The organism is Psychrobacillus sp. FSL K6-1464 (assembly GCF_038003145.1).
Classification (GTDB): Bacteria; Bacillota; Bacilli; order Bacillales_A; family Planococcaceae; genus Psychrobacillus; species Psychrobacillus psychrotolerans.
In genome coordinates, this window is the sequence record NZ_JBBOOP010000001.1 from 2,180,684 (window position 1) to 2,204,635 (window position 23,952).

A 23,952-nucleotide genomic window follows, 5' to 3' on the forward strand; every position below is an offset into this window, starting at 1 on the left:
GTATTATCAGATTCATAGAATGTTGAAAAAGACATCCGCAGTGGATGTCTTCATTCTATTCTAAAAAGTCTTTCAGACGCTTGCTTCTAGAAGGGTGACGTAGTTTGCGTAATGCTTTTGCCTCAATTTGACGAATACGCTCACGAGTAACTCCAAAAACTTTACCAACTTCTTCAAGTGTTCTCGTACGTCCGTCATCAAGACCAAAACGTAAACGTAATACATTTTCTTCTCTGTCAGTCAACGTATCTAAAACGTCTTCCAATTGCTCTTTAAGCAGTTCATAAGCTGCATGATCAGATGGTGATTGTGCATCTGCATCTTCTATGAAGTCTCCTAAGTGAGAATCATCCTCTTCCCCAATAGGTGTTTCTAAGGAAACTGGTTCTTGGGCAATCTTCAGAATTTCACGAACTTTTTCTGCTGGTAAGTCCATTTCTTCCCCGATCTCTTCTGGAGATGGTTCACGACCTAAATCTTGCAATAATTGACGTTGAACACGTATTAATTTATTAATTGTTTCTACCATATGCACTGGAATACGAATTGTTCTTGCTTGGTCTGCAATTGCACGTGTGATCGCTTGACGAATCCACCAAGTTGCATACGTACTAAATTTGAATCCTTTACGATGGTCAAACTTTTCAACAGCTTTAATAAGTCCCATATTACCTTCTTGAATAAGGTCTAGGAATAGCATGCCACGTCCAACATAACGTTTCGCGATACTTACTACTAGACGAAGGTTAGCTTCTGCTAAACGTTTTCTTGCTTCTTCATCACCTTGTTCGATACGCTCAGCTAAAGCGATCTCTTCAGAAGCTTTTAGTAGGTCTACTCGTCCAATTTCCTTCAGGTACATACGAACGGGGTCATTGATTTTGACACCTGGTGGAACACTCAAATCATTTAAGTCGAAAGTCTCTTCTTTCCCTTTCATTAAACGATCCAAATCTTCCTCATCGCCATCTTTACGGCTAAGTTCGATATTTCTACCTTCAAGATTATCGATAAATTCTTCAATTTGATCAGATTCAAGCTCAAAATGAGCTAATTTTTCTGCAATATCATGGTACGTTAGTTCACCATTTTTTTTACCTAATTCGATTAATTGTTTTTTTGCCTCTTCTAAAGATAATTCAATTTCTGTTTCTTTTGTGCGTTCGGACTTGTCCGCCATAAGAAATTCCTCCTTTTGCTACCGGATAGTTACTCTAAAGTTTTCAAAGACTTTTTCAACTGTATTGCTTCTTGAGCGAGTTCTAAAGCCTTTGAAATATCACTCATTTTTTCTGCTTCTTTCGCTTCATGTAACTTACGTTTAATACGCAGTTCAATCCGGTATTTTCGTATATGGCGCAAACAGTCCATGACTTCCTCTGTTTCATGCTCTGGATCACGTTCTGAGAGCGCTGCTTCCATTACTATTTTTCTTAACTCAGCATCGTTTAATACTTCTAAAAAACGTTGATAATCTCCATCTGGATACTCTTCATAAAACCCAGTTAAACGAACAAATACTACTTCATAGGCATCTCTGATAAAACATTGATCTTCTAAGTCTCTTCTTGCTATATCAATTACACTAGGATTATGAAGCATATGGGATAATAATATCCGCTCAGCTCTTTCATCTGCGGATATTGCTTTCTTTATCTTCGTCATTTCTGGTTTAATTGTTATAGGGATAGAAGATTCCTGTTTAGATTGTTTTGCTTTTTTTCCTTGGATTTTGCGTAGGTGTTGATAAATTGCTTCTTCTGATACATTCGTTTCTTGTGAAAGCTGACGTATATACAAATCACGTTCAACTGAAGAACTTCTATCACTCAGTATTTCCAATATCTCTTGGATATACTGTAAAGTATCATTTTCATTATTAAAATTTTTGTCCCTTTTTGAAACAATCATCATAAATGATAAATAAGAATGTGGTTTTTCAATAATCTTTGTTCTAAATGCTTCTTCCCCATAGTTTTTAATGTAATCATCCGGATCCATTGCATCCGGAATAATTGCAATCTCCGTTTGTATTTGTTGGGCCTGTAAAGCAGTAGAAGCTTTTTTAGCAGCTTCCATACCTGCTCGGTCTCCATCAAAACACAACGTAACATGAGAAGTGAGTCTATTTAGTTTTGTTATATGAGATGACGTCAAAGCGGTACCCATAGTTGCAATACCGTTCTCAATACCTGCTTTAGAGGCAGCAATTACATCGAGAAAACCTTCAAAAACAATTACATTACGTTGTTTTCGAATATCTAATCTTGCTTTGTCCAAGTTATAAAGCACATGGCTTTTTTGGAATATCGGAGATTCAGGACTATTCATATATTTAGCTTCATTCTCATGCTTTTCGAGTATTCTACCGGAAAAAGCGATAACATGCCCAGTTTCATCAAAAACTGGGAACATAATTCTTCCACGAAATCGATCGAAATACTTTAATTCATTTTCTTTTCGGATAATGAGCCCAGTTTTCTCAATTTCTTGTAAATCCATACCTTTACGTTCAAGTAACGTAGTTAAAGCATCCCATTTCGGTAGGGACCACCCTATTTTATACTTTTCGATAATCTCTTTAGAAAACCCTCTTTCCTCCAGGTAAAGTAATGCATTTTCTCCTTCCTCTGTATGAAGTAGTAAATGATGATAATAATCACTTGCAAACTCATGTGCTTTTTTCATCAGAGTAACCTCTTTAGAAACAGGCGCTTTTGACTCTGTATCACCAGAAGAACGTTCTTCAATAGTCATACCAATTCGACTACCAAGTTTACTAACCGCATCGTGAAAGGAAAGATTTTCAATATCCATTAAAAATGTAATTACATTTCCACCAGCACCACAACCAAAGCAGTGAAAAATTTGCTTTTCCTGTGTTACTGAAAAAGATGGTGTCTGTTCACCATGAAAAGGGCATAAACCGAAATAATTTCGACCTCTTTTTGTAAGTTGAACATATTCACTTATGACGTCGACAATATCATTGTTATTCCTAACTTGTTCGATTACCTCTTCTTCTATACGACCCGACACTTTTTCACCATCTTTACTTGCTCCTTTAATAATTCGTGAAAGGAAAGAAAAATCCTGCAAGAATCGACAAAAAAATCATATAAAATATCTCTTAATAGCTATTTTTCCACAAACTACTATTATAAAACATTTTAGATTATTAATCTATTCTTTATTTATTCGATAAACAATAGAAAAAACCTTTTCACAAACGTGAATCGGTTTAAAAATTCCTAAATTATTTTTGTTGAATATGATTTATTACTAAATTAGCAGTCTCTTCAACAGCTCTATTCGTCACATCAATAACTTTACAGCCTATTTTTTTAGCTATTTTCTCGAAGTGAAGAATTTCCTCGTTGATTCTCTCTATTTTAGCATAACTTGCATCATCATTTAAACCAATTGCTTTCAGTCTTTCTTTTCTAATAGAATTTAATTTTTCTGGTGTGATTACCAAACCCACACATTTAGCTGGATCTACTTGGAAAAGTTGCTCTGGTGGCTCTACTTCTGGGACGAGTGGAACATTCGCCACTTTGAATCTTTTGTTTGCGAGGTATTGCGATAATGGTGTTTTAGAAGTTCTCGAAACCCCTATTAGAATGATATCAGCTTGGAGTAAGCCACGGGGATCTCTTCCATCATCATACTTAACTGCAAATTCAATGGCTTCAATTTTTTTGAAATAGTCTTCATCTAACTTTCTTACTAAACCAGGCTCTTCAAATGGTTTTTCATTTAATTCTTTTTCAAATAGATTAATAACCGGTCCTATTAAATCTACAGATTCCAAATTGTATAAGTTACAGTATTCTACTAATGCTTGACGCATTTTAGTTTGTACCAGTGTATACAAGATTATAGCACCTTGCTCTTTAGCAAGTTCTGTAATTTCTTTAATATGGTCTAAAGAATCAATATGAGTAAATCGCTTAAATTTAGTGTGTTGTAGACCAGGTCTAAACTGACTTACTGCCGCTTTTGCTACTAGTTCGCCCGTTTCTCCAATTGAATCCGAGACTATAAACAGGTTTAGCATTTTCATCGTTTCACTCCTTATAGATCATGGTCATCGGCTAATGATAAAAAGGCACGAGTAATATTAGTTTTTGTAATTCTACCAATTACTTCTAACCCTTCTTTTCCTTCTTTTACAACAGGTAAAGAATCAATTTGACGATTCATTAACTTCTTGGCCACTTCAAAAAGTGTATCCTCTTTCAAACAATATGTTATATTAGGCATTCTTGTCATAATCATATGTACTGGGATTTTGTTCAAATCATGGTTACCAATACTTGTTCGTAAAAAGTCTTTTCTGGAAAGAACTCCTGAAAGCATTGAATTTTTATCTAGTACAAATAATGACCCTACATCCTCTAAAAACATATGGCATATAGCATCATACACCGTCATACTTTCATCAACAACTGCAGGAATTGATTGAAAATCTTTCACCATCATTTGAGCTATATTGTCTGAAATTGCTTGGCTCGTTTTTTTGCCAGAATAAAAGTATCCCACACGTGGTCGAGCATCTAGAAAGCCTGCCATCGTTAATATAGCTAAATCAGGACGTAAAGTGGATCTAGTTAAGCTAAGTCGCTCCGCTATTTGTTCGCCAGTGATAGGACCGTTTCCTTTTACTATGTCCAAAATCTCATTTTGCCGTTTGTTGAGTTCGATTGGATTCACCGCCTCAAAGTGTTATACTTAATACTAAAGTATTGTAGCATATTGAAACCCTACAATCAAAATTAAGAATCCTGGATATACCAATGTTTCAAGGAATTAAGTCATATTTGTGCTTTTCCTTTAACCCAACTAATATTAGTTATTTTTGAGAATTTTTTGGGGAACAAAAAACATAATCTTGACAGGCGTAAGTACAAAAACATGTACAATGGACCACCCTTTCATATATTTAAAATAAACCACCTTCCATTACCCTGGTTGGTGGTTTTCAGCTTTTATATTTCTACATTATCTTGCTACTGGAGCTACCTAGTATGTCACATTTATTTATCTCCAGTCTTAGAACATTATGACTTAAGGTGTATAGATAACCTACCCTCCTTAATTTAGACATAATTAAAAGCCATACCTTATGAGGCATGACTTAAGTAACTATTGTTTATTTGCATTGCTTATTAATTTTGCTTGCTTAACCATTCTTTTGTTCGCTTTGTGTTCATTAACCACTAAGATAGCGTGAATGACAGCAGGAATCCAAATTAAAAAACATAATAAGAAATTAATAAATGCTTGGAATGGTTTACCTACAAGCAATACTGCAACTGGTGGTAAAAAGATAGCTAGTAAATATAACATTGATTCGTCCCTTCTTTTGTATTACTAATATCATACAATATGGAGCACTATGGTATCAACAAGATTGGGAGAACAATCATAATATATCCTATATTTACCATATTATTTTAAGGATTATTACTTAATTCCCGTAAAATAAAACTAACATGGTCACCTACCTTAAAAGTCTCATTTTTATACTTCTAATGATTTAGTTAAAATAATCCCCTGCAGCTCCAATACCTTTCAAAGGAATTCATCGACTATTACAAGAACTATTAATATTTGGTTTAGCCGCATTAGCATTAGTCTTTTCAGGTAAACCAACTTTAACAATTAACGCAACGACCGGGTTATTAAATCGTTTTCTAATAGACTTATGGGATCAATGAAGCTATTTTGTCACCCAGGAGACAAGCCAACAAATCCTTATCACTTTGTTGTTTGTCTATTCTCTCTATGTAGTTTGGTTCAAAGGTATGTTGCACTTTCTTAAAACAACTTTCTAAGTGATTGCGAAGTAAAGTGGCTCGTGATACAATAGCTACAAATAATAAAGCGTTGAAGAGCATTAATAAGTACTACACTAAAGCGAGTGGAGATAGTGAAAGACCACATTGTAGGAAAACGGCAGCTCGGAGCTTATGCTTTTAAAGTGGATTGTTTTTTAGCAATCAATCGGGGTGGAACCGCGGGTTATAAACTCGTCCCCGGGCATTTTTGCCCGGAGACGAGTTTTTTTGTATTCCGGGTTAAAAGAAAAAATTAATGGAGGTTTTTAAATGACAATTACAATGGAAAACGTAGTTAGTTTAGCAAAACAAAGAGGTTTTGTATTTCCTGGATCTGAAATTTATGGCGGTCTAGCAAATACATGGGATTACGGCCCCCTTGGAGTGGAACTAAAAAATAACATCAAAAAAGCTTGGTGGAAAAAATTTGTTCAAGAATCACCTTATAACGTAGGTTTAGACGCAGCAATTTTGATGAATCCAAAAACTTGGGTAGCATCTGGTCATATTGGTAACTTCAATGATCCTATGATTGATTGCAAAAAGTGTAAGTCACGTCACCGCGTTGATAAAATTATTGAAGACGCTTTAGACAAAAAAGGTATTGAGATGGTAATTGACGGACTTTCATTCGAGAAAATGGAAGAAATCATGAAAGAGCACAATGTAGTTTGTCCATCTTGTGGTGCTTTTGATTACACAGAAATCCGCCAATTTAACTTGATGTTCAAAACGTTCCAAGGTGTAACAGAAGCTTCTACTAATGAAATCTTCTTACGTCCTGAAACAGCACAAGGTATATTTGTAAATTATAAAAACGTGCAACGCTCTATGCGTAAAAAAATGCCTTTCGGTATTGCACAAGTAGGTAAAAGTTTCCGTAACGAAATTACACCAGGTAACTTCACGTTCCGCACAAGAGAATTCGAACAAATGGAATTAGAATTCTTCTGTAAACCAGGCGAAGATATGGAATGGTTTGAATTTTGGCGTACCTATTGTAAGGACTGGTTGTTAAACCTTGGAGTGTCTGAGGATAGCATCCGTTTACGTGATCATTCAGAGGATGAACTTTCTCATTACTCAAACGCAACAACAGATATCGAGTATAAATTCCCATTCGGTTGGGGTGAACTATGGGGTATTGCAGATCGTACTGACTTTGATCTAAAACAACATATGGAGCATTCTGGGGAAGATTTCAATTATATTGACCCAATTACGAACGAACGCTATGTACCTTATTGCATCGAACCATCTTTAGGAGCTGACCGTGTAACATTGGCATTCCTATGTGAAGCATTTGATGAGGAAGAATTAGAAGGTGGAGATATTCGTACAGTATTACGCTTCCACCCTGCTTTAGCACCGATCAAAGCAGCAATTTTACCACTTTCTAAAAAACTGTCTGAAGGTGCAACTGCTCTATTCTCAGACTTAAGTAAACATTTCATGGTAGATTTTGATGAATCCCAATCTATCGGTAAACGTTACCGCCGTCAAGATGAAATTGGAACACCTTTCTGTATCACATATGACTTCGATTCAGAAACAGATGGCCAAGTAACTGTCCGCCACCGCGATTCGATGGAACAAACAAGAATGCCAATCGCCGATGTAAAAGCATATATCGAAGATCACTTACAGTTCTAAGTGAAACTTTATTAAAATTAATAACGCAAGAATGATGGTTATCAAGTTAAACCATTATTCTTGCGTTTTTATTAGCAGAGAGATAAGAGCATGCTTCATGAATTTTTGCGAAAGTTCTATTTGTTCTTTGTTAATAGCAAAAGGGCCAATAACTGTAGATTCAGAGGATAAATTTAAAATTCTCTGATACTCATTTGATTATTTTTATTCAATTGATTGTAAGCATCAATAAGCTCTTCTACTGGAACATTATCTATTTTCATACCAGACAAATCACTATTTTGTATTTCTACATTTCTTAGATTACTGTTACTAAATTTACTTCCTTCAAGGTCACATCTTTCAAATGTGATTGGCATACTTTCATCTCCAAGGTTTGTATCAATAAAATTAACTCCACCTAAAGTGACGAATATCATTTCACTGTTAGAAAGATTTAAATCGGCATAGAGTGAATTTCTAAGATTTAAATTTTGGAACTTTGAGTGGCTGAGATTACAATTGCTTATATGACTATTCATTACATTGCTGTTACTGAATGAACTTCCTTCTAAATTTACACCATAAAACTCCGTTGTTGCCATATCGCAATTCTCGTATTGGGTACTTGAAATGTTTTTATTTTTAACTAAGTTTTCTATTTCCGATGAAGTTTCTATTTGCTTTAGATAACCATATTCCTCTTCGGTTTCAAAGGTTGTTCTATAGCCCATTTTTTCATAAAAGTAATGGTTGTTAATTTGTCTACCTGACGTTTCAAGGTCCCAAGTTCTAACATTAGGAAACTCATTCTCTATTAAATTTATTGCCCTTGAACCAATTCCATTACCTTGGTAGTTAGGATCAATGAAAATACGGTCAATTCTTCCGTAACTCGCACCAGAAATAGTTATTATTATTCCACCTACGATTTCTTTATCCCGCAAGATTTTAAAATAATCCAATTCTCTAATCATATACTTAGTCATCTCAATAGAAGTATATCCTGGCGGCTGAATATTGTAATCAACTACATTTTCTTGATTTGGAAGCCACTTTTTCAATTCTTCATCAAAAGTCCTTTTCTTAATTTCTGTTAGTTTTTCAGCATCCGTAATGGTAGCTTTTGCAATGGTTATAAGTGACATTTAAGTATTCCCCCTTTGTATTTATCCTTATATTACCATGAGGTAGTGGCATTTTTTTCTTCAACTAAACTGCCTCGTTGGTTCAATAAGAAAAAGCACCCCTCACAGGCAGCCACTTGCAAGCTAAAGCACCCGCTTGAAGAATATTTTTATTATATTACACTTTTTAAAACTTCCTTAAGTTCGAATTCTTCTTGAGAAATAAGAAGTTCCCTCTTCATTTCTTTTGGCACCATATGATAAACATAATCCATCAAAATACCTCCCCAAATAAGTTTTATTCCTAAAATGACAATTCCCTATATATTCTTTAATTCCCTTTTCTTCACTCATACTACCTAGGAAACTTGAAGATAAACAGACTGATAATTTATGGAATAATATGCTATAATTGAATTAACCTAAAGACAGGAAACCGCTAGAGAAGAAGTACATTCTCTAGCGGTTTTATATTGTTCTGCCAACTCCCACCTAAAATAACCTACGGCTTTTATATCAATAAGAAAAAAAGCTGCCTTTGGCAACCCATGATTTTTAACTAAAGTACCTCATTAGTTCAAGAACTTGAACTTTCTTTTAAAGTTTCCAGTGAATCGGTCACTGACTTCCATGCCGATGATGACGGATCGATAACCATAAAATGTTCTACTTCTGGAAGTACTACCAAACGAACTTTATCGCCCTGTTCAATAGCCCTACGATGATACTCAATACTCAAATCAACTGGCACATGGAGGTCTAATTCACCATGAATCAAAATTTGCTCGACATTCAAAGGCAACAATTCTATCGGTGAAGCTAACCTATAACGTTCAGATACTTCTTGGGGTGATCCTCCAATAAAAGACGCTACGGGACTATTCATCCCTTTTTCCTCATGGATTTCCCACATCTTCCTCAAATCCAAGACCCCTGCCAAACTTATTACGCTCCGTATAGGTATCAGCAACGTTTTACTGATCTCGTTCGTTTGAAATTTGTTAAATCGGGATGCCAACCAGAGAGCCAAATGTCCCCCTGCTGAATGCCCAAGGATAACTACCCGAGAGAGATCGAGCTGAAAGCGTTCCTTAAGTTGGGTGAGGTGATTTACAGCATCTATAACATCAATAAATGTTCCCGGCCAACCTCCACCATCTTCTCCGACTCGACGATACTCAATATTCCAAGTAGCATAACCACGACGAGTCAAATCTTCATCAATTGGTGAATTTTCTTCAAGTCCGTATTTCGATTGCCAAAAACCACCATGAATCGTAATAACTACTGGACTTAGTCCAGATAAATCCGGCATACGCAATACACCGAATTGGGACGGGTGATCTCCATATGATATATGAAAAGTTTCTGTCAATATAAAAACCCCTTTCACTATTTTCTAAACTACGCTACCTCTTTAATTCAACAAGAAAACCCATATCTCCTGTTTTATTGAACTAACCTGCACCTTTAGTTCAATAAAAAAGGCTTTACTCTTCTTAAAGTAAAACACCCGTTAGCTTAACAATATTTAATGTCGTTTTTATTTGTTATATCGTTTTTTTACATTTGGAAATTCACTGCTGTTAATTTTGTTCCAAATTTTTAATGCACTTGGATAACAATTATTAATCGAATGTTTTTCACTCACCAAAAATATTTTATCGAAGACCTCATGTATCACTATAGCTAATTTTTCAAAAGAGAATTTAATCCTTCTTGAACTAAAACATCCATAAGTTGAATAAGACCTTCTCTTTTATTACCTTATGGCCGTACTGCTTATTAACCAACTTGCTAAGTGTTTTCAGTCATTCTGTGGTACTATCATTTAGTACATATTGAAAGGAATTTTGCCATGAATATTTTAAACAAGTTGATCAGCATACCGAGCTTGTAGGGAGTACCGCTACATTCCTTGATGCTCCTTGCAAGCTCGGGTTTCTCAAGGGAGCTGATTCACATGAAAAACCGTACCAAAGCCTATACTCGTCACCAGCGAGAGCGAATCATTCAAAAAAAGTTGTCGATTTTACACACTGTCTTTCAATTGGAAGACGAGTACTTGCCTATACGCGGTACATTAAGCAAAGGAAAAGTTCACTGTTCTTGTAAGCTGTGCCGATTTGAGCAATATTACGCAATTCCTAAAGCTAAACATAAAGCAAAATTGAAAGCGATGCTAAAAGAAATAGACGATTAAGTCTATTTCCTTTTTTATGTCGTATTATAAGTAAAATGCGACATAGAACTCCCTTTCTCATCTTCAACTAAACAGCGGCGTTACATTGAAGGTATTCCAGTTACAATCTTTGCTACTATTTGATTATTTTAAGGATATAGTTAGTTTTTTCGTTTCTTATAGAACTTCCCAATAATTTTTATTATTTAAATTTCTAACACACCATTGATAATGACCGTCTTCGCAATTAGGAGAATAAAAATTGGCAGATATATAGCTATATATTAGAACATAGAAATATAATCTCTTTCTAACATCTTCACCTAGTGTTGAAATAATTATGTTTAGATATCTCTCATATATATTTGCATTCAACTCATTATACATATCAAAACATACCCATCCTATTGCTATATCAAATAAGTTGTCCCCGTACATTGTCATTAATCCAAAATCTATTAATCCTGTAACCTTCCCACTCTCATTAATCATTACGTTCCCAGGATAAAAATCTCCATGAATTAAAGAATATTCACCTTCATAACCTAATGACAATATTTCTACTAATTGTTTAATTTTAGCATCATAATTCACAACATCTCTTTTTAAATAAGACTCCAGTTCCTTTTGTTTTCGAAAAATTTCTTCTTTCAATAAATCAAACCAACTATTTATATTTAATGATGAAATCTGCTGATCATTGAATAGGATGTATCCTTCGAGATTAGGTTTTATTTTCACAGATTTCAATTCAATATTTGCATTAAGATAAGTTTCCATCATATTATTTTGTTCTATATAATTCATCTTTGAGAGCATACTTTGTAAATTATTACCTTCAATTCGTTTTTCAATAGTTACTAATATGCCGTTTTCCTCAAAGGTATCGTAAATAAAGGGAAGCTCATAGCTCAAAGAACTTGAATCAATCTTGGAGTAAAAACCTTTTAGAATTGTTTGCTTATTTGAATCGGACATATCATTATACAATTTCACAACTTTATTATCGTCATAAGCATAAACCTCGGATTCCATGCCTGAACCTAAAAAATTTGATTTAGAAATACCGAATTTATCCAATATTATTGATTTAGCATTAAATTTTGTCATCTAATACCTCTATATTTTCTTTTAAAAATGATTTTACTTTAAACCTCTTCTTTTGTATATCCATTAACTCCACAACTCAATATAAATTCACAACTCTCTGTGTGAAGCATAGCATTAAAATAGCAAAAAAAAACCAAGTCCAAAGAATTACTCTTCTTCGGGACTTGGTTTTTCTTTTTTAGGTGTGAAAAACTCTGGGGTTTTCTCCATTTGATCCAAGAAGTGTTGGGACTTTAATCGAATTCCGACCTGTTCACTATAAATAGTGCGCACAATCTTTTTGATAAAGCCCTTCGTTTCTTTTTTTAGTGTTAACTTCCCTACTTGATCAATAGGAACTGTATAGAAAGTTCGGATAAGCTTCACTTGGGATGGAGAAAGTCTAATTATATATGGGTCAATGGAAAAACAACGATGACAAAGAAATCCGATTTGAGAAAAAGAAAAAGCAAACTCCCCATCTGTTGCACCACAATTGGTACATTGATGAAGCGTTGGATAAATACCAGCTGTCGGGAGAAGCTTCCATTCCACAAACAAACTTATCGCCTCTGGATCATACTCTTCTGAGATTGCATGTAACGCTTGCTGCAAAATATCAAATAGCTGTGGCTTTGGTGCCTCATCATCGATTAATTTATCTACTAACTCCATGATAAAACTTGCATACGCTGTAGTAAAAATATCTTCTCTAATAGACCGCATCGAGTCAATAATTTCACCTTGCTGCAAAGTCCCCATTCCTTTTCCTTGCTGAATCAAAAAATAGCCGTACGTAAAAGGCTGTGAGATCGAAGCTAAACGACTCGTTGGTTTTTTTGCCCCTCGAGCCATCGCTGCTCTCTTCCCTAATTCACGTGAAAAAATGGTAACGATTTTATTCGATTCGCCATAAGGAGAAGTTCGTAAGACAATACCCTCTACTTTTTGTAGCAATTGCCTTCCCTTCTTTCTTAGTACTCATCGTCTCTAAAACCATAATCTTTCAAATGCGCTGATTTATTGCGCCAATCTTTTTGTACTTTAACCCATAATTCTAAGTAAACATTTGTTCCTAACAACATTTCGATATCCTTACGTGCTCTTGTTCCAACTTCTTTCAATAAAGCACCTTTTTTACCGATGACAATTCCTTTTTGGGAATCTCGTTCTACTATAATTGTTGCAGAAACACGAATCATATCTTTTTCGGTATCTTCTTCTTTTTTGATTTTATCAATTACAACCGCAATTGAATGTGGAATTTCTTCTCTCGTCAAATGCAAAACTTTTTCACGGATTAGTTCAGAAATAATAAACCTTTCTGGGTGATCTGTTACTTGGTCAGCCGGGTAGTATTGTGGTCCTTGTGGTAAATAGGATTGAATCGTTTCTAGTAATTTCTCCACATTATTACCTTGAAGAGCAGAAATTGGTAGAACCTCCGCGAAATTATATTTCTTTGTATAGGACTCAATTATATCAACTAATTTTTCAGGATGAACCTGGTCTATTTTATTGATCACAAGGAATACAGGGGTTTCGTTATTTTCTAACATTTCCATTATATACTCATCAATTTTGCCTCTTGGTTCTACTGCGTTAACCATGAATATTATTACATCTACTTCACGAAGAGTATTTTTGGCAACTTTAAGCATAAAATCGCCAAGTTTGTGTTTCGGAATATGAATTCCTGGTGTGTCGATGAAAATCATTTGACTGTTTTCTAAAGTAAGCACACCTTGTACTTTGTTTCTAGTTGTTTGGGGTTTGTCACTCATTATCGCTATTTTTTGCCCAATTACTCGATTTAAAAATGTAGATTTCCCTACATTTGGTCTACCTATTATTGATATAAATCCTGATTTATAATTCTCATTATTTTGCAGCATAATCCATGTCCTCCGTTTTAAAGGCTCCAGGTAATAATTCTGCTACCGTCGTTTCCGATACATTTCCTTTTAAATTTGTTAAGTAAACAGGCATATCTGGATCACAAAATTCAGCTATAACTTGTCTGCATGCTCCACAAGGAGAAATAGGTCCTTCTGTATCGCCTGAAATAGCAATTGCAGAAAATTCTTTTTTTCCTTCTGACACGGCCTTAAAGATGGCAGTACGCTCTGCGCAATTTGTTAATCCAAACGATGCATTTTCAATATTACAACCAAGGAATACTTCTCCATCTCTTGTTAAAAGTGCTGCCCCTACTTGAAATTTTGAGTATGGAACATACGCTGTTTCTCTTGCTGTTATGGACGCTTTTAATAACATTTCTTTATTCAAAATAATTCACCTCTATAATATGATTCCCGACCATTTCGGGATAAATATGATTAAACCAACAATTACAGTACAAATAGCATATATTAAGCAGGCTCCAGCAGCTAAGTCTTTTGCTTGTTTAGCTAGTGGGTGTAATTCCGGCGTCACCAAATCGACGACACGTTCTATGGACGCATTTACTAATTCTATCATGAACATGCCAAAAATCGAAATCACAATGATTATCCACTCAAATGCAGATAGACCAGTTGCCGCTGCTGCTATTACAACAACTATTGCTGCTAGTAAATGAAAACGAAAGTTTTGTTCACTTTTAACTACGTGATAAATTCCATTAGCAGCATAGATAAACGACCGAAAAAATTTACGAGGGTTCATGGCCTTCACGTTTTAACCCAAAAGCTTGTAATATAGATTCCTGTAGTCCAAACATCTCTTTTTCTTGCTGTTCAGTCCCATGATCATAACCTAACAAATGTAAGAAGCCATGAACGGCCAAGAAACACAGCTCTCGCTCAAATGAGTGTTGATAAGTTTCTGCTTGTTCCGTTGCACGTTGGACAGATATGATAATGTCCCCTAAAAGGGTTGGAATATCTGCATTTATAATTTCAACTTCCCCTTCTCCCATCTCTTCCATTGCAAAGGAGATTACATCTGTTGCCATATCTTTGTTGCGATATGTTTTATTAATTTCTTGAATTGCCTCATTCGTTACGAAGGTTACACTAACCTCACTGCCCTCTTTTACAGAAAGTTGTTCTCCAGCAGATTGTAATACTTTCCCTACAAGAGCTAATGTTTCTTCGGGTATAGAATTTGTTTCATCCATTAAATCTAGTTCTAGCATATTTTTGGCTCCTCATAAATTATTTTGGATATTCAATCCGAGAGTGAAATGTTCCATTCATCGTAGTACAAAAACTTTCTTCCATTTTCTTTATTTCCTTTAATGATAGATCACATTCATCGAATTGCCCGTCTAGTATTTTTTCTTTAATAATAGACTGTATCAATTTTTTAATTTTATCAGCATTTGGCTCTTTCATCGAGCGAACAGCTGCTTCTACGCTATCTGCAACCGATATGATGGCAATTTCTTTTGTTTGGGGTTTTGGACCTGGATAACGGTATTCGTCTTCTTCCACTTTATCATTAATCTCTTTCTCTTTAAAATAAAAGAATTTCAATAGGCTTGTACCATGATGTTGCGCCGCTACATCTACAATTTCTTTCGGTAATTTATGTTTCCTCAAAATCTTCGCACCATCCACTGCATGTGCAATAATAATATCTCTACTCGCTTCTGGTGATAAAGAATCATGAGGATTATAACCATTGACTTGATTTTCGATGAAAAATCCTGGCCTGTTTGTTTTACCAATATCATGATAGTAACAGCCAACGCGTGCCAATAAACCGTTTGCCCCAACTACTTCGCAAGCAGCTTCTGCTAAATTGGCCACCATTAAACTATGATGATATGTACCAGGTGTCTCGGTTAAAATTTTCTTTAACAAAGGATGGTTGGGATTTGATAATTCTATGAGTCTCATGGAAGATAAAATACCAAAGAAAGATTCAAAAAAAGGTAATATCCCAATAGTCATTGCCCCAGATAATATCCCTGAAGCAAGAGCTGCTCCGATGTAAAATAATATATCCGTAATTTCATATGAAGCCTTCGTCATTAACAAATAAAATATAATAAAGACAATATTCACAGAAGATACGATTAGACTAGAGCGCAATATTTGAGAATTAGTTTGCATCCTTTGCATGGCGAAAATTCCTGCAACGCCCCCAAATAATATGTATAAAGAAGCTTCCATTTGAAATACGAGTGTATAGCCTTCTTGAAAGATAATACCTGCATATGCAGCTGATACAAAATTGGAAATATACGCTGCACGTTCATCGACCAATAAATAAACTAGCATTGCAACCATTGCAGTAGGGATTAAAAACGCAATAATTACATCAAAATTAGATGCAACAGATTGAATTACCTTCATCATTAGTACAGATAAAATAACACTGAAGGCAACAACAATTAAATTTTTAGAATTGTTTATCGTTTTTTTCCTTTTACTGATTGTTTGTCCAAATAATACCCACATGGTGAGTGCAACAAATATAGCTACTCCAAGATATGGCTTATAGGATGCCTTATTCGTAAGCATGCCAAGCAATTCCAACTGTCGATAAACATCTCGATCAATAATTTCACCCTTTTGAACGAGAATTTGTCCTTGAAGTATGCGAGTAGGTTCAACACTTGCTTTCGCCTGTTCTATTCGTTCTTGTGTTAAAATCTCATTTTCTACTTCCGTTGGCACAATAGAGGTTTTTGCAATATTAATGAGCACATTTCTATAATCCTGTGAATATAAAAAAATGTTATTTACTTGCTGACCAATTTTTTCTCTGGAAATAGATATATTCTCCAGTCTAATTGGTTCACTTAAGTTCTTCTCTACTAGTTCCGATAATTTCGTTTTTGAATCTTCTAAAATACTATTATTTTGGTTAATTAATGTAGCTAACATTTCATCGTTAAGTGGAACATAACTCGCATTCTCTGCCAGCTCTTCCATATCTTTTTTCAGTTTTCCTACTAAAGTTGCTGGGGTATCTTCTTCGGGCTTTGCATTTTCTTTTACGTTTAAAACACTATCAAAAATAGATTTAACTATAGCAGCCTGGTTAGCAGCCGTTTCATCTTGAAATTGATAAACAGCTGGGACTTCTAGCTCTGTTCTTTTACGTTCTTGCTCTGTTTTTTCCGAGTCTTCCATAGTTTTAACTGCTCTGATTGTATCAGGTGAAAGCTGGAATAATTCAAAATCATATTTACTTTCCTTTACATTTCCAATGAGTAAAAAGAACAAACAAATCGCTGTTATAAAAGTAACGATGAAAGGGAGATACCTACTATTTTTCCATTCTCTCCACTTTATAAGGATTTTTTTCATTTCTTCTCATCCCCCCACCAACTAGTTATTCCATTATACCTTATTTTTTTCACAATTCACTAATGTTTCCCAAATAACAAAGAAGCAACCGTCTAAACATAGACAATTGCTTCTTTTAAGAATTGGATATTATAGTTCTTCATATGCTTGTATAATTTTAGCAACTAACGGATGGCGTACTACATCCCCTTGCTCCAAATATTGGAAATGAATTCCCGCAACATTTTTCAATATTTTTTCTGTAACGATTAAACCAGATTCTGCACCTTTTGGTAAGTCAATTTGTGTTTTATCACCAGTGATTACCATTTTAGAACCAAATCCCAGACGTGTTAAGAACATCTTCATTTGAGCTTTTGTTGTATTCTGTGCTTCATCTAAAATAACAAATGCGTCATCTAATGTACGACCTCGCATATAGGCTAAAGGTGCAATTTCAATTGTACCTCGCTCCATAAGTCGATCCGTTTGTTCTGTTCCTAATACATCATGGAGCGCATCGTATAACGGCCGTAAATAAGGGTCTACCTTCTCTTTTAAGTCTCCGGGTAGGAATCCTAGGCTTTCTCCTGCTTCGACTGCTGGGCGTGTTAAAATGATTTTTTTCACATGAGCATTTTTAAGTGCTTGTGTAGCCATTACTACCGCTAAATACGTTTTACCGGTACCTGCAGGCCCAATTCCGAAAGTAAGATCTGTATGTCTAATTCCTTGGATATATTCCCGTTGCCCTATTGTTTTTGCTCTAATCGCTTTACCTTTTGTATTTCGTGCTATTTCTTCGTCATATAAACTTGAAAAATACTCAATTGTACCGTTCAAGCTCATTTCTATTGCGGAAGATACATCACGCAAATTGATATTGATCCCTTTTCGAATGACTGCTAATAGTTGAATCATAAGCTGTCTAGCATCTTCTACATTCTTTTCTTCACCAATAATCTGAATTTGTTCACCTCTAGTAATAAGTTGAACTTTTAGCTCCGCTTCAATAAGTTTTACATTTTTATCCGAGATGCCAAGCAGCATTACCGCTTCTGCTGGATCTTGCAAATTAATATCTAATTGTTTAGTTTCGCTCATGATTCGTCTCCTTGGGGTATAACATATGGTATTGCAATATTTTCATTTATCAGTAAAAGTATCTTCCCTTTTACTTTATCATCTTGTATTGATACCTGTAAAACTTTATCTTCTAATAATTGAGTTCCTGTAGGTAATTCTTTCATAATTTTTTGAAAAAGTAATGGTCTTATGAGATGTTCTATGGACTGTTCCGTTAGTGAATAAGTTATATGGTGATTCTTTTGTACATAACCTGCCTGAACGTATTTCTGGATGAAAGCGGGTAACTGTATTTCTTTCCAAAACTTCTGTTTATTATCCACCTTTTTCTGGATGACCAATTCTTTTGAGTTCGGATTAGTAACAGCAACTTGCGTTGGCAGTTCAAATGATAGCTCTATCCAATAGCTAGCGTATACCTTTCCTTCTGCACTTGTTAAAATCCTTTTGTTTCCTTGGGTGACAAAACCATTAACTAAGACATCTCCTTTTTTTACAGAGATGTTCTTTTCAACAGCTCTCACCCCTTTTGTTAAGATAAAATCTGTAATGACTCCACTTCTCTTGGCTACAAGATTTACAGCAGGTGCATCCTTTAGCTCTTTTGCTGTTTGAGGTGGCGCCAACATTGGAGCTACTGTAAATATAGACCCGGATTTTGAAAAGTGAACCCATGAATACTCTTTATGTTTTAATAAAATATTTTGGCGTATCTCTTGCTCTGACGGCAACTTTGAGGCAAACATTCTCTCTTTAATACCCATCTCTTTTAACTGCTCAGTTAGTAGAATATTACTTTCCGGTGAATCCGACTCAATATGAACGGTCCATATAAATTGGGCAAATATAATTGGAATTACAATAAAGAAGAAAACTCCCATTATGGACCATGAATAAAAAGAGATGGTACTTTCTTTTAGTTCATCTTCTAATTTAATCGGCATCTTCAGTTTTTTTCTTAATTTCCGAAACGCATTCAAATCTTTTGCTTGAATAGAAAAGTTTATATGAGTATCGTTTGTATGAAGCCGATAAACTTCAATATTTTGTTCCTTTAAAGCCTTATAAAGCGTAAACTGATCTGTAGAAATTGGTGCTTGAATTTTGATAAGACGCTTCATACCGTTTTTTCCTTCCTAGTTATATTAAAGAACTGAAGATTATGCACATGTAGATGCAACTTATCACTGGACATCGATTTTATGTGCAACTTTTCGGCATGAATTTCTAAAAGAAAATGGTCATAGGAACAGACTAAACTATTTTCTTTTAACCGTATTAAGGAAAATTCATAATCCAATACAATATCATCAAAATTATCTAACATAATACTCGCATGGAGTGGAAATAACTGCTTCACAAAAAACACCCCTTTACATGAATTTATGCATGTAAAGGGGTGTTCATGAGTTATCTTTTAGATTTTGGTGGAGCAAGTATTTCGGAAAAAATAATTGCTCTGATCAATTCGTCCTCACTGCTAGGCAGCATAGAGTTTACCGGAGTAGTTTCTGGACGTAGAGGGGCACTTTCCTGATGTGTACTCAATCTACCAGAAGTTCTTGCCACTCCTTGATTTCGCTTAACCTCTCGCTCCATTTTCTCCACTACAGGCACTTCTCTTACGACAGGAGGTTTTGTTTTTTTCTCCTGCTGTCGTTCATTCGTAAACTGTTTAGCAAAATCACCTAATTCTTTAAAAGGATTTTCTGAAACAGTTTTACGTGAAGGAGTGCTATTTACAGGTTTTTCAACCGTCTTTTTGTCTGGTTCTTTCTTTTTATTAAAGAAAACACTAAAAAGTAATGCGATGATTATAGGAATAAAGGCTTCCAAGGAGATTGCCTCCTTTCTGCTATATTATTTTAGCTCGTCAGTAGAAGGTTTGTCTCCGCCAACTTTACTAATAGAATCTCTCATACCAGTATCAGCTTTAATATTATTGTAATTCATGTAATCCATCACACCAATATTACCTTCACGTAGCGCTTCAGCCATTGCTAATGGAACAGCAGCTTCCGCTTCTACTACTTTCGAACGCATCTCTACAACTTTTGCTTTCATCTCTTGTTCAGATGCTACAGCCATTGCACGACGTTCCTCAGCTTTTGCTTGGGCAATTTTCTTATCTGCCTCTGCTTGCTCTGTTTGTAGTTCTGCACCAATGTTCTTACCTATATCAACGTCCGCAATATCAATCGATAGAATTTCGAAGGCAGTACCAGAATCTAATCCTTTTGCTAAAACAGTTTGAGAGATTAAATCTGGATTTTCAAGTACGCGTTCATGACTTACACTAGAACCAATTGTTGAAATAATCCCTTCACCAACACGAGCTACGATTGTTTCTTCACCAGCACCACCGACTAAACGGTCAATATTGGCACGAACTGTAATACGCGCTTTTGCTTTAACTTCGATACCGTTCATTGCCACACCTGCGATAAATGGTGTTTCAATAACTTTTGGATTTACGGACATTTGCACCGCTTCCAATACGTCACGACCAGCTAAATCGATCGCTGCAGCTCTTTCAAATGTTAGTTCAATGTTTGCACGATGTGCCGCTATTAAAGCGTTAACCACACGGTCTACGTTACCTCCAGCAAGGTAATGACTTTCCAGCTGATTGATTGAAACTTCAAGACCCGCTTTATGAGCTTTGATCAATGGGTTAACAATACGTGAAGGAATAACACGACGTAACCTCATCCCTACTAATGTAAAGATACTAATTTTTACTCCTGCTGCTAGTGCAGAAATCCATAACGTAATTGGGAAAAATGTGAAAAATACTGATAGTACTACAAATGCTAATACTATAACGATGATTAAAGTAACTGTTGAGCCTGTAATCATTCTGTTACCTCCCCTTCTACTGCTTCTCGAACGACGATACGAGAGCCTTCCACTTTAATAATTTTAACATATTTATCTTTTCCGATAAAACTACCATCTGAAACTGCGTCAATTCTTTCATTATCGATACGTATAGTTCCCGAAGGTCTAAGTGGTGTCATTGTCACTGCAAATTTTCCGACAAGTTCCACTCGATTTTTATTGGAAACATATCCTTTTTCAGTTGTAGTCGCATCCGACAAGATTACTTTATTTAACACTTTTAATTCTCTACCAAAGAATTTCATAATAATCACCATTCCCACTATAGCTACTGTTAATGCAATTATAACGGCGATAATCATTTGCTCAATATCGCCACCAGCTAATACTATACTTATAATAATAGCTGCCGCCCCTAATATACCACTAATTCCTCCGGGCAGGAAGAACTCCGCGACAATAAGTAAAACACCAATCACAAAAATAATGATTGTTTCATAGCCAGCAAGACCTGCAACTAAATGTCCGAAAAAGAATAGAACTAACGAAATTAACCCCATTGTACCAGCGACACCAAAACCTGGCGAATACAATTCGACGATTAAACCTAAACTTGCAATTGATAACAGGATTGGAACGATAATTGGATTGGTTATAAAACGTGCAAGCGATTCCATAAAGGTCTCTTCTGTTTCAATTATTTTCGCTCCAGAAAGCTTAGTAACTTCAAGTAATTCATCAAATGAACTAACGGTTGCTTCTGAATAGCCTACTTCTAATGCTTCCGCTGAAGAAAGTGTCAATAACTTACCGACAGGGGCTCTATATTCAGGTAAGTCTACGGTATCATCTGCCATAGCTTGAGCATATATAGGTTCTTTACCCGTTAACTCAGCAGCGTTTTTCATCTTCGCTTTCCATGCACTATTTGCTTTTTCACCTGCAGTGTTTCCACTACTTTCAATGACTGCTGCTGCACCGATTGTTCCGCTAGGGGACATATAAATTTCATCTGTATGAAGTGCTAAATAAGCACCTGCTGATAATGCTTCAGAGTTAATATACGCAATTTTACGAATCGATGTGGAATCCAATAAATTAGCAATATCTTCTGCCGAATCTACAAAACCTCCAGGTGTATTAATCTCAAAAATAATTGCCTCTGCTCCAGCCTCTTCTGCTTCATGGATTGAACGTTTCAGAAAAGCATATAATCCTTTTTCTACTTCATCGTATACTGGTACTTTATAAACTTCTGTAGTTTGTGCTGTTATAATAGGAATCATCATTCCAAATGATAAGACTAATAAACAAAGAGAAACGACATAGCGAGTCAATTTCACCACTTAACCTCCTTTCTTCTATATGTATACTCCTATTTACGGATGAACTTTCAAAAAGTTTCATAAAATAAAAATAAACCGAGAAAATAAATTTTCTCGGTTTACATAATTGTAAATTTTAATCATAAAGTACGTGTTTTGAACGTAGGGATGGTTGGGAATAAATACCACTTACGTTAACGTGCAGCTTCTGATTTCTTTTTACGTTTCCGCTCAGGTTTTAGAAACCATAGCTTCGAAGCTTAGTAAATAAAGTAAATTAGAATTTACGTTTACGGGCAGCTTCAGATTTCTTTTTACGCTTTACGCTTGGTTTTTCATAAAACTCGCGCTTTCTAACCTCTTGAATTGTACCACTTTTAGATACAGTACGTTTGAAGCGGCGAAGAGCATCTTCAAGCGATTCGTTTTTACGAACGACAGTTTTTGACATCTCTTTTTCCCTCCCTCCGAACACACGTCAAGCACATAACCTAGTGCTATGTACTAAAAAATTATACCGTATTGTAAAGACTTGGTCAATACTTTGAGATATAATTTTTACTTTATTTAGTTAGAAATTTAATCTAACAACTAATCTAGAGCAATTATGCCAAGTAAAAATTAATAATCAGATTTACTTTCTAATCCTTTTACAATTTCTACTCCAGAACTTGCACCAATTCTTGTTGCTCCAACTTCAACCATTGCTTCAACGTCTGCTAAGTTTCTAACACCACCAGAAGCTTTCACGCCTAAGTCAGGTCCTACAGTTTCGCGCATTAGTTTTACAGCTTCGATTGTTGCTCCTCCAGTAGAAAAACCGGTAGAAGTTTTCACGAAGTCCGCACCTGCTGCTTTAGATAATTCACTTGCTTTCGCAATTTCTTCATTTGTTAATAAACAAGTTTCTAAAATAACTTTTACAATCGCTTTATCTTTTGCAGCATTTACTACAGCTTCGATATCTTTTTGTACTAAGTTATAATCTTGGTCTTTTAACGCACCAACATTTAGTACCATATCAATTTCATCTGCACCATTTTCAATAGCATTAGTAGTTTCGAATGCCTTCACTGCTGAAGTACTTGCGCCTAAAGGGAATCCGATAACAGTACAAACTTTTACTGGACTTTCTTTTAGAAGAGATGCGCTTAAATTAACCCAGGTAGGATTAACACATACGGATGCAAAATTATATGTTTTAGCTTCCTCACATAATTTTTCAATTTGATTTTTAGTTGCGTCTTGTTTTAGTAAAGTATGATCTATTAATGCTGCAATATTTTCAGTCATTAGTTATTCCCCTTTCAAGATGTACGTACCTCTTAATAATACTCTTAATTGCCGGTAAAGTGCAAGTATAGTGGTTACTTTGCGGGTCAATAGTATTTTTCTCTCTATATGGTTATTTATTCTGGAATTTTTACTTTCTCATGAATTTGTTTTAGTAGCTTTGTTTGGGCCTTGAGTTGCCCTACAATTGTAACCATAAACCAAATAACAAAAATTACGGGAACGAAATAAAATATAAATAGCAAACCTGGTAGTAAAGCCGTCACTTCCAATACAGCACCTCCTAATTTC

General features: G+C 35.3%; 25 protein-coding genes and 1 pseudogene. 3 read left to right on the forward strand and 23 right to left on the reverse strand.

What is annotated here, in order from left to right:
* Positions 1–55: 55 nt before the first annotated feature.
* The 5 genes from rpoD to MKX39_RS11040 form a co-directional block, all read right to left on the reverse strand.
* The gene (gene rpoD, locus MKX39_RS11020) at positions 56–1,180 is read right to left on the reverse strand and encodes an RNA polymerase sigma factor RpoD (RefSeq protein ID WP_093538519.1); all 1,125 of its coding nucleotides are present in this window, start codon (positions 1,178–1,180) and stop codon (positions 56–58) included.
* 29 nt (positions 1,181–1,209) lie between these two features.
* A complete protein-coding gene (gene dnaG / locus MKX39_RS11025; RefSeq protein WP_340769595.1) occupies positions 1,210–3,039 on the reverse strand; it encodes a DNA primase in 1,830 nt (609 codons plus the stop codon).
* Positions 3,040–3,256: 217 nt separating this feature from the next.
* Positions 3,257–4,066 carry a pyruvate, water dikinase regulatory protein gene (locus MKX39_RS11030; protein ID WP_093538518.1) on the reverse strand — a complete coding sequence of 270 codons (810 nt, stop codon included), beginning with the start codon at positions 4,064–4,066 and terminating at the stop codon, positions 3,257–3,259.
* An 11-nt stretch (positions 4,067–4,077) separates the two neighbouring features.
* Positions 4,078–4,716: a helix-turn-helix transcriptional regulator gene (locus tag MKX39_RS11035; RefSeq protein ID WP_175496337.1), complete on the reverse strand. Its 639-nt coding sequence runs from the start codon at positions 4,714–4,716 to the stop codon at positions 4,078–4,080.
* A 432-nt stretch (positions 4,717–5,148) separates the two neighbouring features.
* On the reverse strand, positions 5,149–5,352 hold the full coding sequence (locus MKX39_RS11040; protein WP_340769596.1) for a YqaE/Pmp3 family membrane protein: 204 nt from the start codon (positions 5,350–5,352) through the stop codon (positions 5,149–5,151).
* A gap of 215 nt (positions 5,353–5,567) precedes the next feature.
* Here MKX39_RS11040 and MKX39_RS22345 point away from each other — a divergent pair.
* Positions 5,568–5,723 (forward strand): annotated as a pseudogene (locus tag MKX39_RS22345) (hypothetical protein); the annotation flags it as partial.
* A 390-nt stretch (positions 5,724–6,113) separates the two neighbouring features.
* Positions 6,114–7,496: a glycine--tRNA ligase gene (locus tag MKX39_RS11045; protein WP_093538517.1), complete on the forward strand. Its 1,383-nt coding sequence runs from the start codon at positions 6,114–6,116 to the stop codon at positions 7,494–7,496.
* Between the two features lie 173 nt (positions 7,497–7,669).
* Here the strand turns inward: MKX39_RS11045 and MKX39_RS11050 are convergent, their stop codons facing one another.
* Positions 7,670–8,623 (reverse strand): GNAT family N-acetyltransferase, encoded by a 954-nt coding sequence (locus MKX39_RS11050; RefSeq protein WP_340769597.1) that lies wholly within the window; start codon positions 8,621–8,623, stop codon positions 7,670–7,672.
* Positions 8,624–9,179: 556 nt separating this feature from the next.
* Positions 9,180–9,977 (reverse strand): alpha/beta hydrolase family protein, encoded by a 798-nt coding sequence (locus tag MKX39_RS11055; RefSeq protein ID WP_340769598.1) that lies wholly within the window; start codon positions 9,975–9,977, stop codon positions 9,180–9,182.
* A gap of 588 nt (positions 9,978–10,565) precedes the next feature.
* On the opposite strand from MKX39_RS11055, the gene MKX39_RS11060 reads away from it, so the two are divergent.
* A complete protein-coding gene (locus MKX39_RS11060) occupies positions 10,566–10,805 on the forward strand; it encodes a hypothetical protein (RefSeq protein ID WP_093538513.1) in 240 nt (79 codons plus the stop codon).
* Between the two features lie 156 nt (positions 10,806–10,961).
* Here the strand turns inward: MKX39_RS11060 and MKX39_RS11065 are convergent, their stop codons facing one another.
* From MKX39_RS11065 to MKX39_RS11140, 16 genes are all read right to left on the reverse strand, one after another.
* Entirely contained in the window at positions 10,962–11,894 is a 933-nt protein-coding gene (locus tag MKX39_RS11065; RefSeq protein ID WP_340769599.1) for an aminoglycoside phosphotransferase family protein, read from the reverse strand.
* Positions 11,895–12,041: 147 nt separating this feature from the next.
* Positions 12,042–12,830, reverse strand: coding sequence for a DNA repair protein RecO (recO, locus tag MKX39_RS11070; protein WP_093538511.1), 789 nt, complete (start codon positions 12,828–12,830; stop codon positions 12,042–12,044).
* A gap of 17 nt (positions 12,831–12,847) precedes the next feature.
* A complete protein-coding gene (gene era / locus MKX39_RS11075) occupies positions 12,848–13,768 on the reverse strand; it encodes a GTPase Era (RefSeq protein WP_093538510.1) in 921 nt (306 codons plus the stop codon).
* Positions 13,755–14,162, reverse strand: coding sequence for a cytidine deaminase (locus tag MKX39_RS11080; RefSeq protein ID WP_093538509.1), 408 nt, complete (start codon positions 14,160–14,162; stop codon positions 13,755–13,757). The genes era and MKX39_RS11080 overlap by 14 nt, the downstream gene beginning before the upstream one ends.
* A 12-nt stretch (positions 14,163–14,174) precedes the next feature.
* Positions 14,175–14,540: a diacylglycerol kinase family protein gene (locus tag MKX39_RS11085; protein WP_093538508.1), complete on the reverse strand. Its 366-nt coding sequence runs from the start codon at positions 14,538–14,540 to the stop codon at positions 14,175–14,177.
* Positions 14,527–15,012, reverse strand: coding sequence for an rRNA maturation RNase YbeY (gene ybeY / locus MKX39_RS11090; protein WP_340762738.1), 486 nt, complete (start codon positions 15,010–15,012; stop codon positions 14,527–14,529). Before ybeY ends, MKX39_RS11085 begins: the two co-directional genes overlap by 14 nt.
* A gap of 19 nt (positions 15,013–15,031) precedes the next feature.
* Positions 15,032–17,137 carry an HD family phosphohydrolase gene (locus tag MKX39_RS11095; protein ID WP_340769600.1) on the reverse strand — a complete coding sequence of 702 codons (2,106 nt, stop codon included), beginning with the start codon at positions 17,135–17,137 and terminating at the stop codon, positions 15,032–15,034.
* Positions 17,138–17,266: 129 nt separating this feature from the next.
* A complete protein-coding gene (locus MKX39_RS11100; protein ID WP_093538505.1) occupies positions 17,267–18,220 on the reverse strand; it encodes a PhoH family protein in 954 nt (317 codons plus the stop codon).
* Positions 18,217–19,323 (reverse strand): sporulation protein YqfD, encoded by a 1,107-nt coding sequence (locus MKX39_RS11105; RefSeq protein WP_340769601.1) that lies wholly within the window; start codon positions 19,321–19,323, stop codon positions 18,217–18,219. The genes MKX39_RS11100 and MKX39_RS11105 overlap by 4 nt, the downstream gene beginning before the upstream one ends.
* Positions 19,320–19,562, reverse strand: coding sequence for a hypothetical protein (locus MKX39_RS11110; protein WP_093538503.1), 243 nt, complete (start codon positions 19,560–19,562; stop codon positions 19,320–19,322). Before MKX39_RS11110 ends, MKX39_RS11105 begins: the two co-directional genes overlap by 4 nt.
* A gap of 50 nt (positions 19,563–19,612) precedes the next feature.
* A complete protein-coding gene (locus MKX39_RS11115) occupies positions 19,613–20,038 on the reverse strand; it encodes a hypothetical protein (protein WP_340769602.1) in 426 nt (141 codons plus the stop codon).
* Between the two features lie 24 nt (positions 20,039–20,062).
* Complete coding sequence (floA, locus tag MKX39_RS11120) at positions 20,063–21,061, reverse strand: flotillin-like protein FloA (protein ID WP_340769603.1); 999 nt, start codon at positions 21,059–21,061, stop codon at positions 20,063–20,065.
* Positions 21,058–22,386 carry an NfeD family protein gene (locus MKX39_RS11125; RefSeq protein ID WP_445678023.1) on the reverse strand — a complete coding sequence of 443 codons (1,329 nt, stop codon included), beginning with the start codon at positions 22,384–22,386 and terminating at the stop codon, positions 21,058–21,060. The genes floA and MKX39_RS11125 overlap by 4 nt, the downstream gene beginning before the upstream one ends.
* 259 nt (positions 22,387–22,645) lie before the next feature.
* Positions 22,646–22,819 (reverse strand): 30S ribosomal protein S21, encoded by a 174-nt coding sequence (rpsU, locus tag MKX39_RS11130; protein ID WP_016426884.1) that lies wholly within the window; start codon positions 22,817–22,819, stop codon positions 22,646–22,648.
* Between the two features lie 170 nt (positions 22,820–22,989).
* The gene (deoC, locus tag MKX39_RS11135) at positions 22,990–23,661 is read right to left on the reverse strand and encodes a deoxyribose-phosphate aldolase (RefSeq protein ID WP_093538500.1); all 672 of its coding nucleotides are present in this window, start codon (positions 23,659–23,661) and stop codon (positions 22,990–22,992) included.
* Positions 23,662–23,777: 116 nt separating this feature from the next.
* Positions 23,778–23,933, reverse strand: a complete 156-nt coding sequence (locus MKX39_RS11140; RefSeq protein WP_340764614.1) for a hypothetical protein — start codon at positions 23,931–23,933, stop codon at positions 23,778–23,780.
* Positions 23,934–23,952 lie beyond the last annotated feature (19 nt).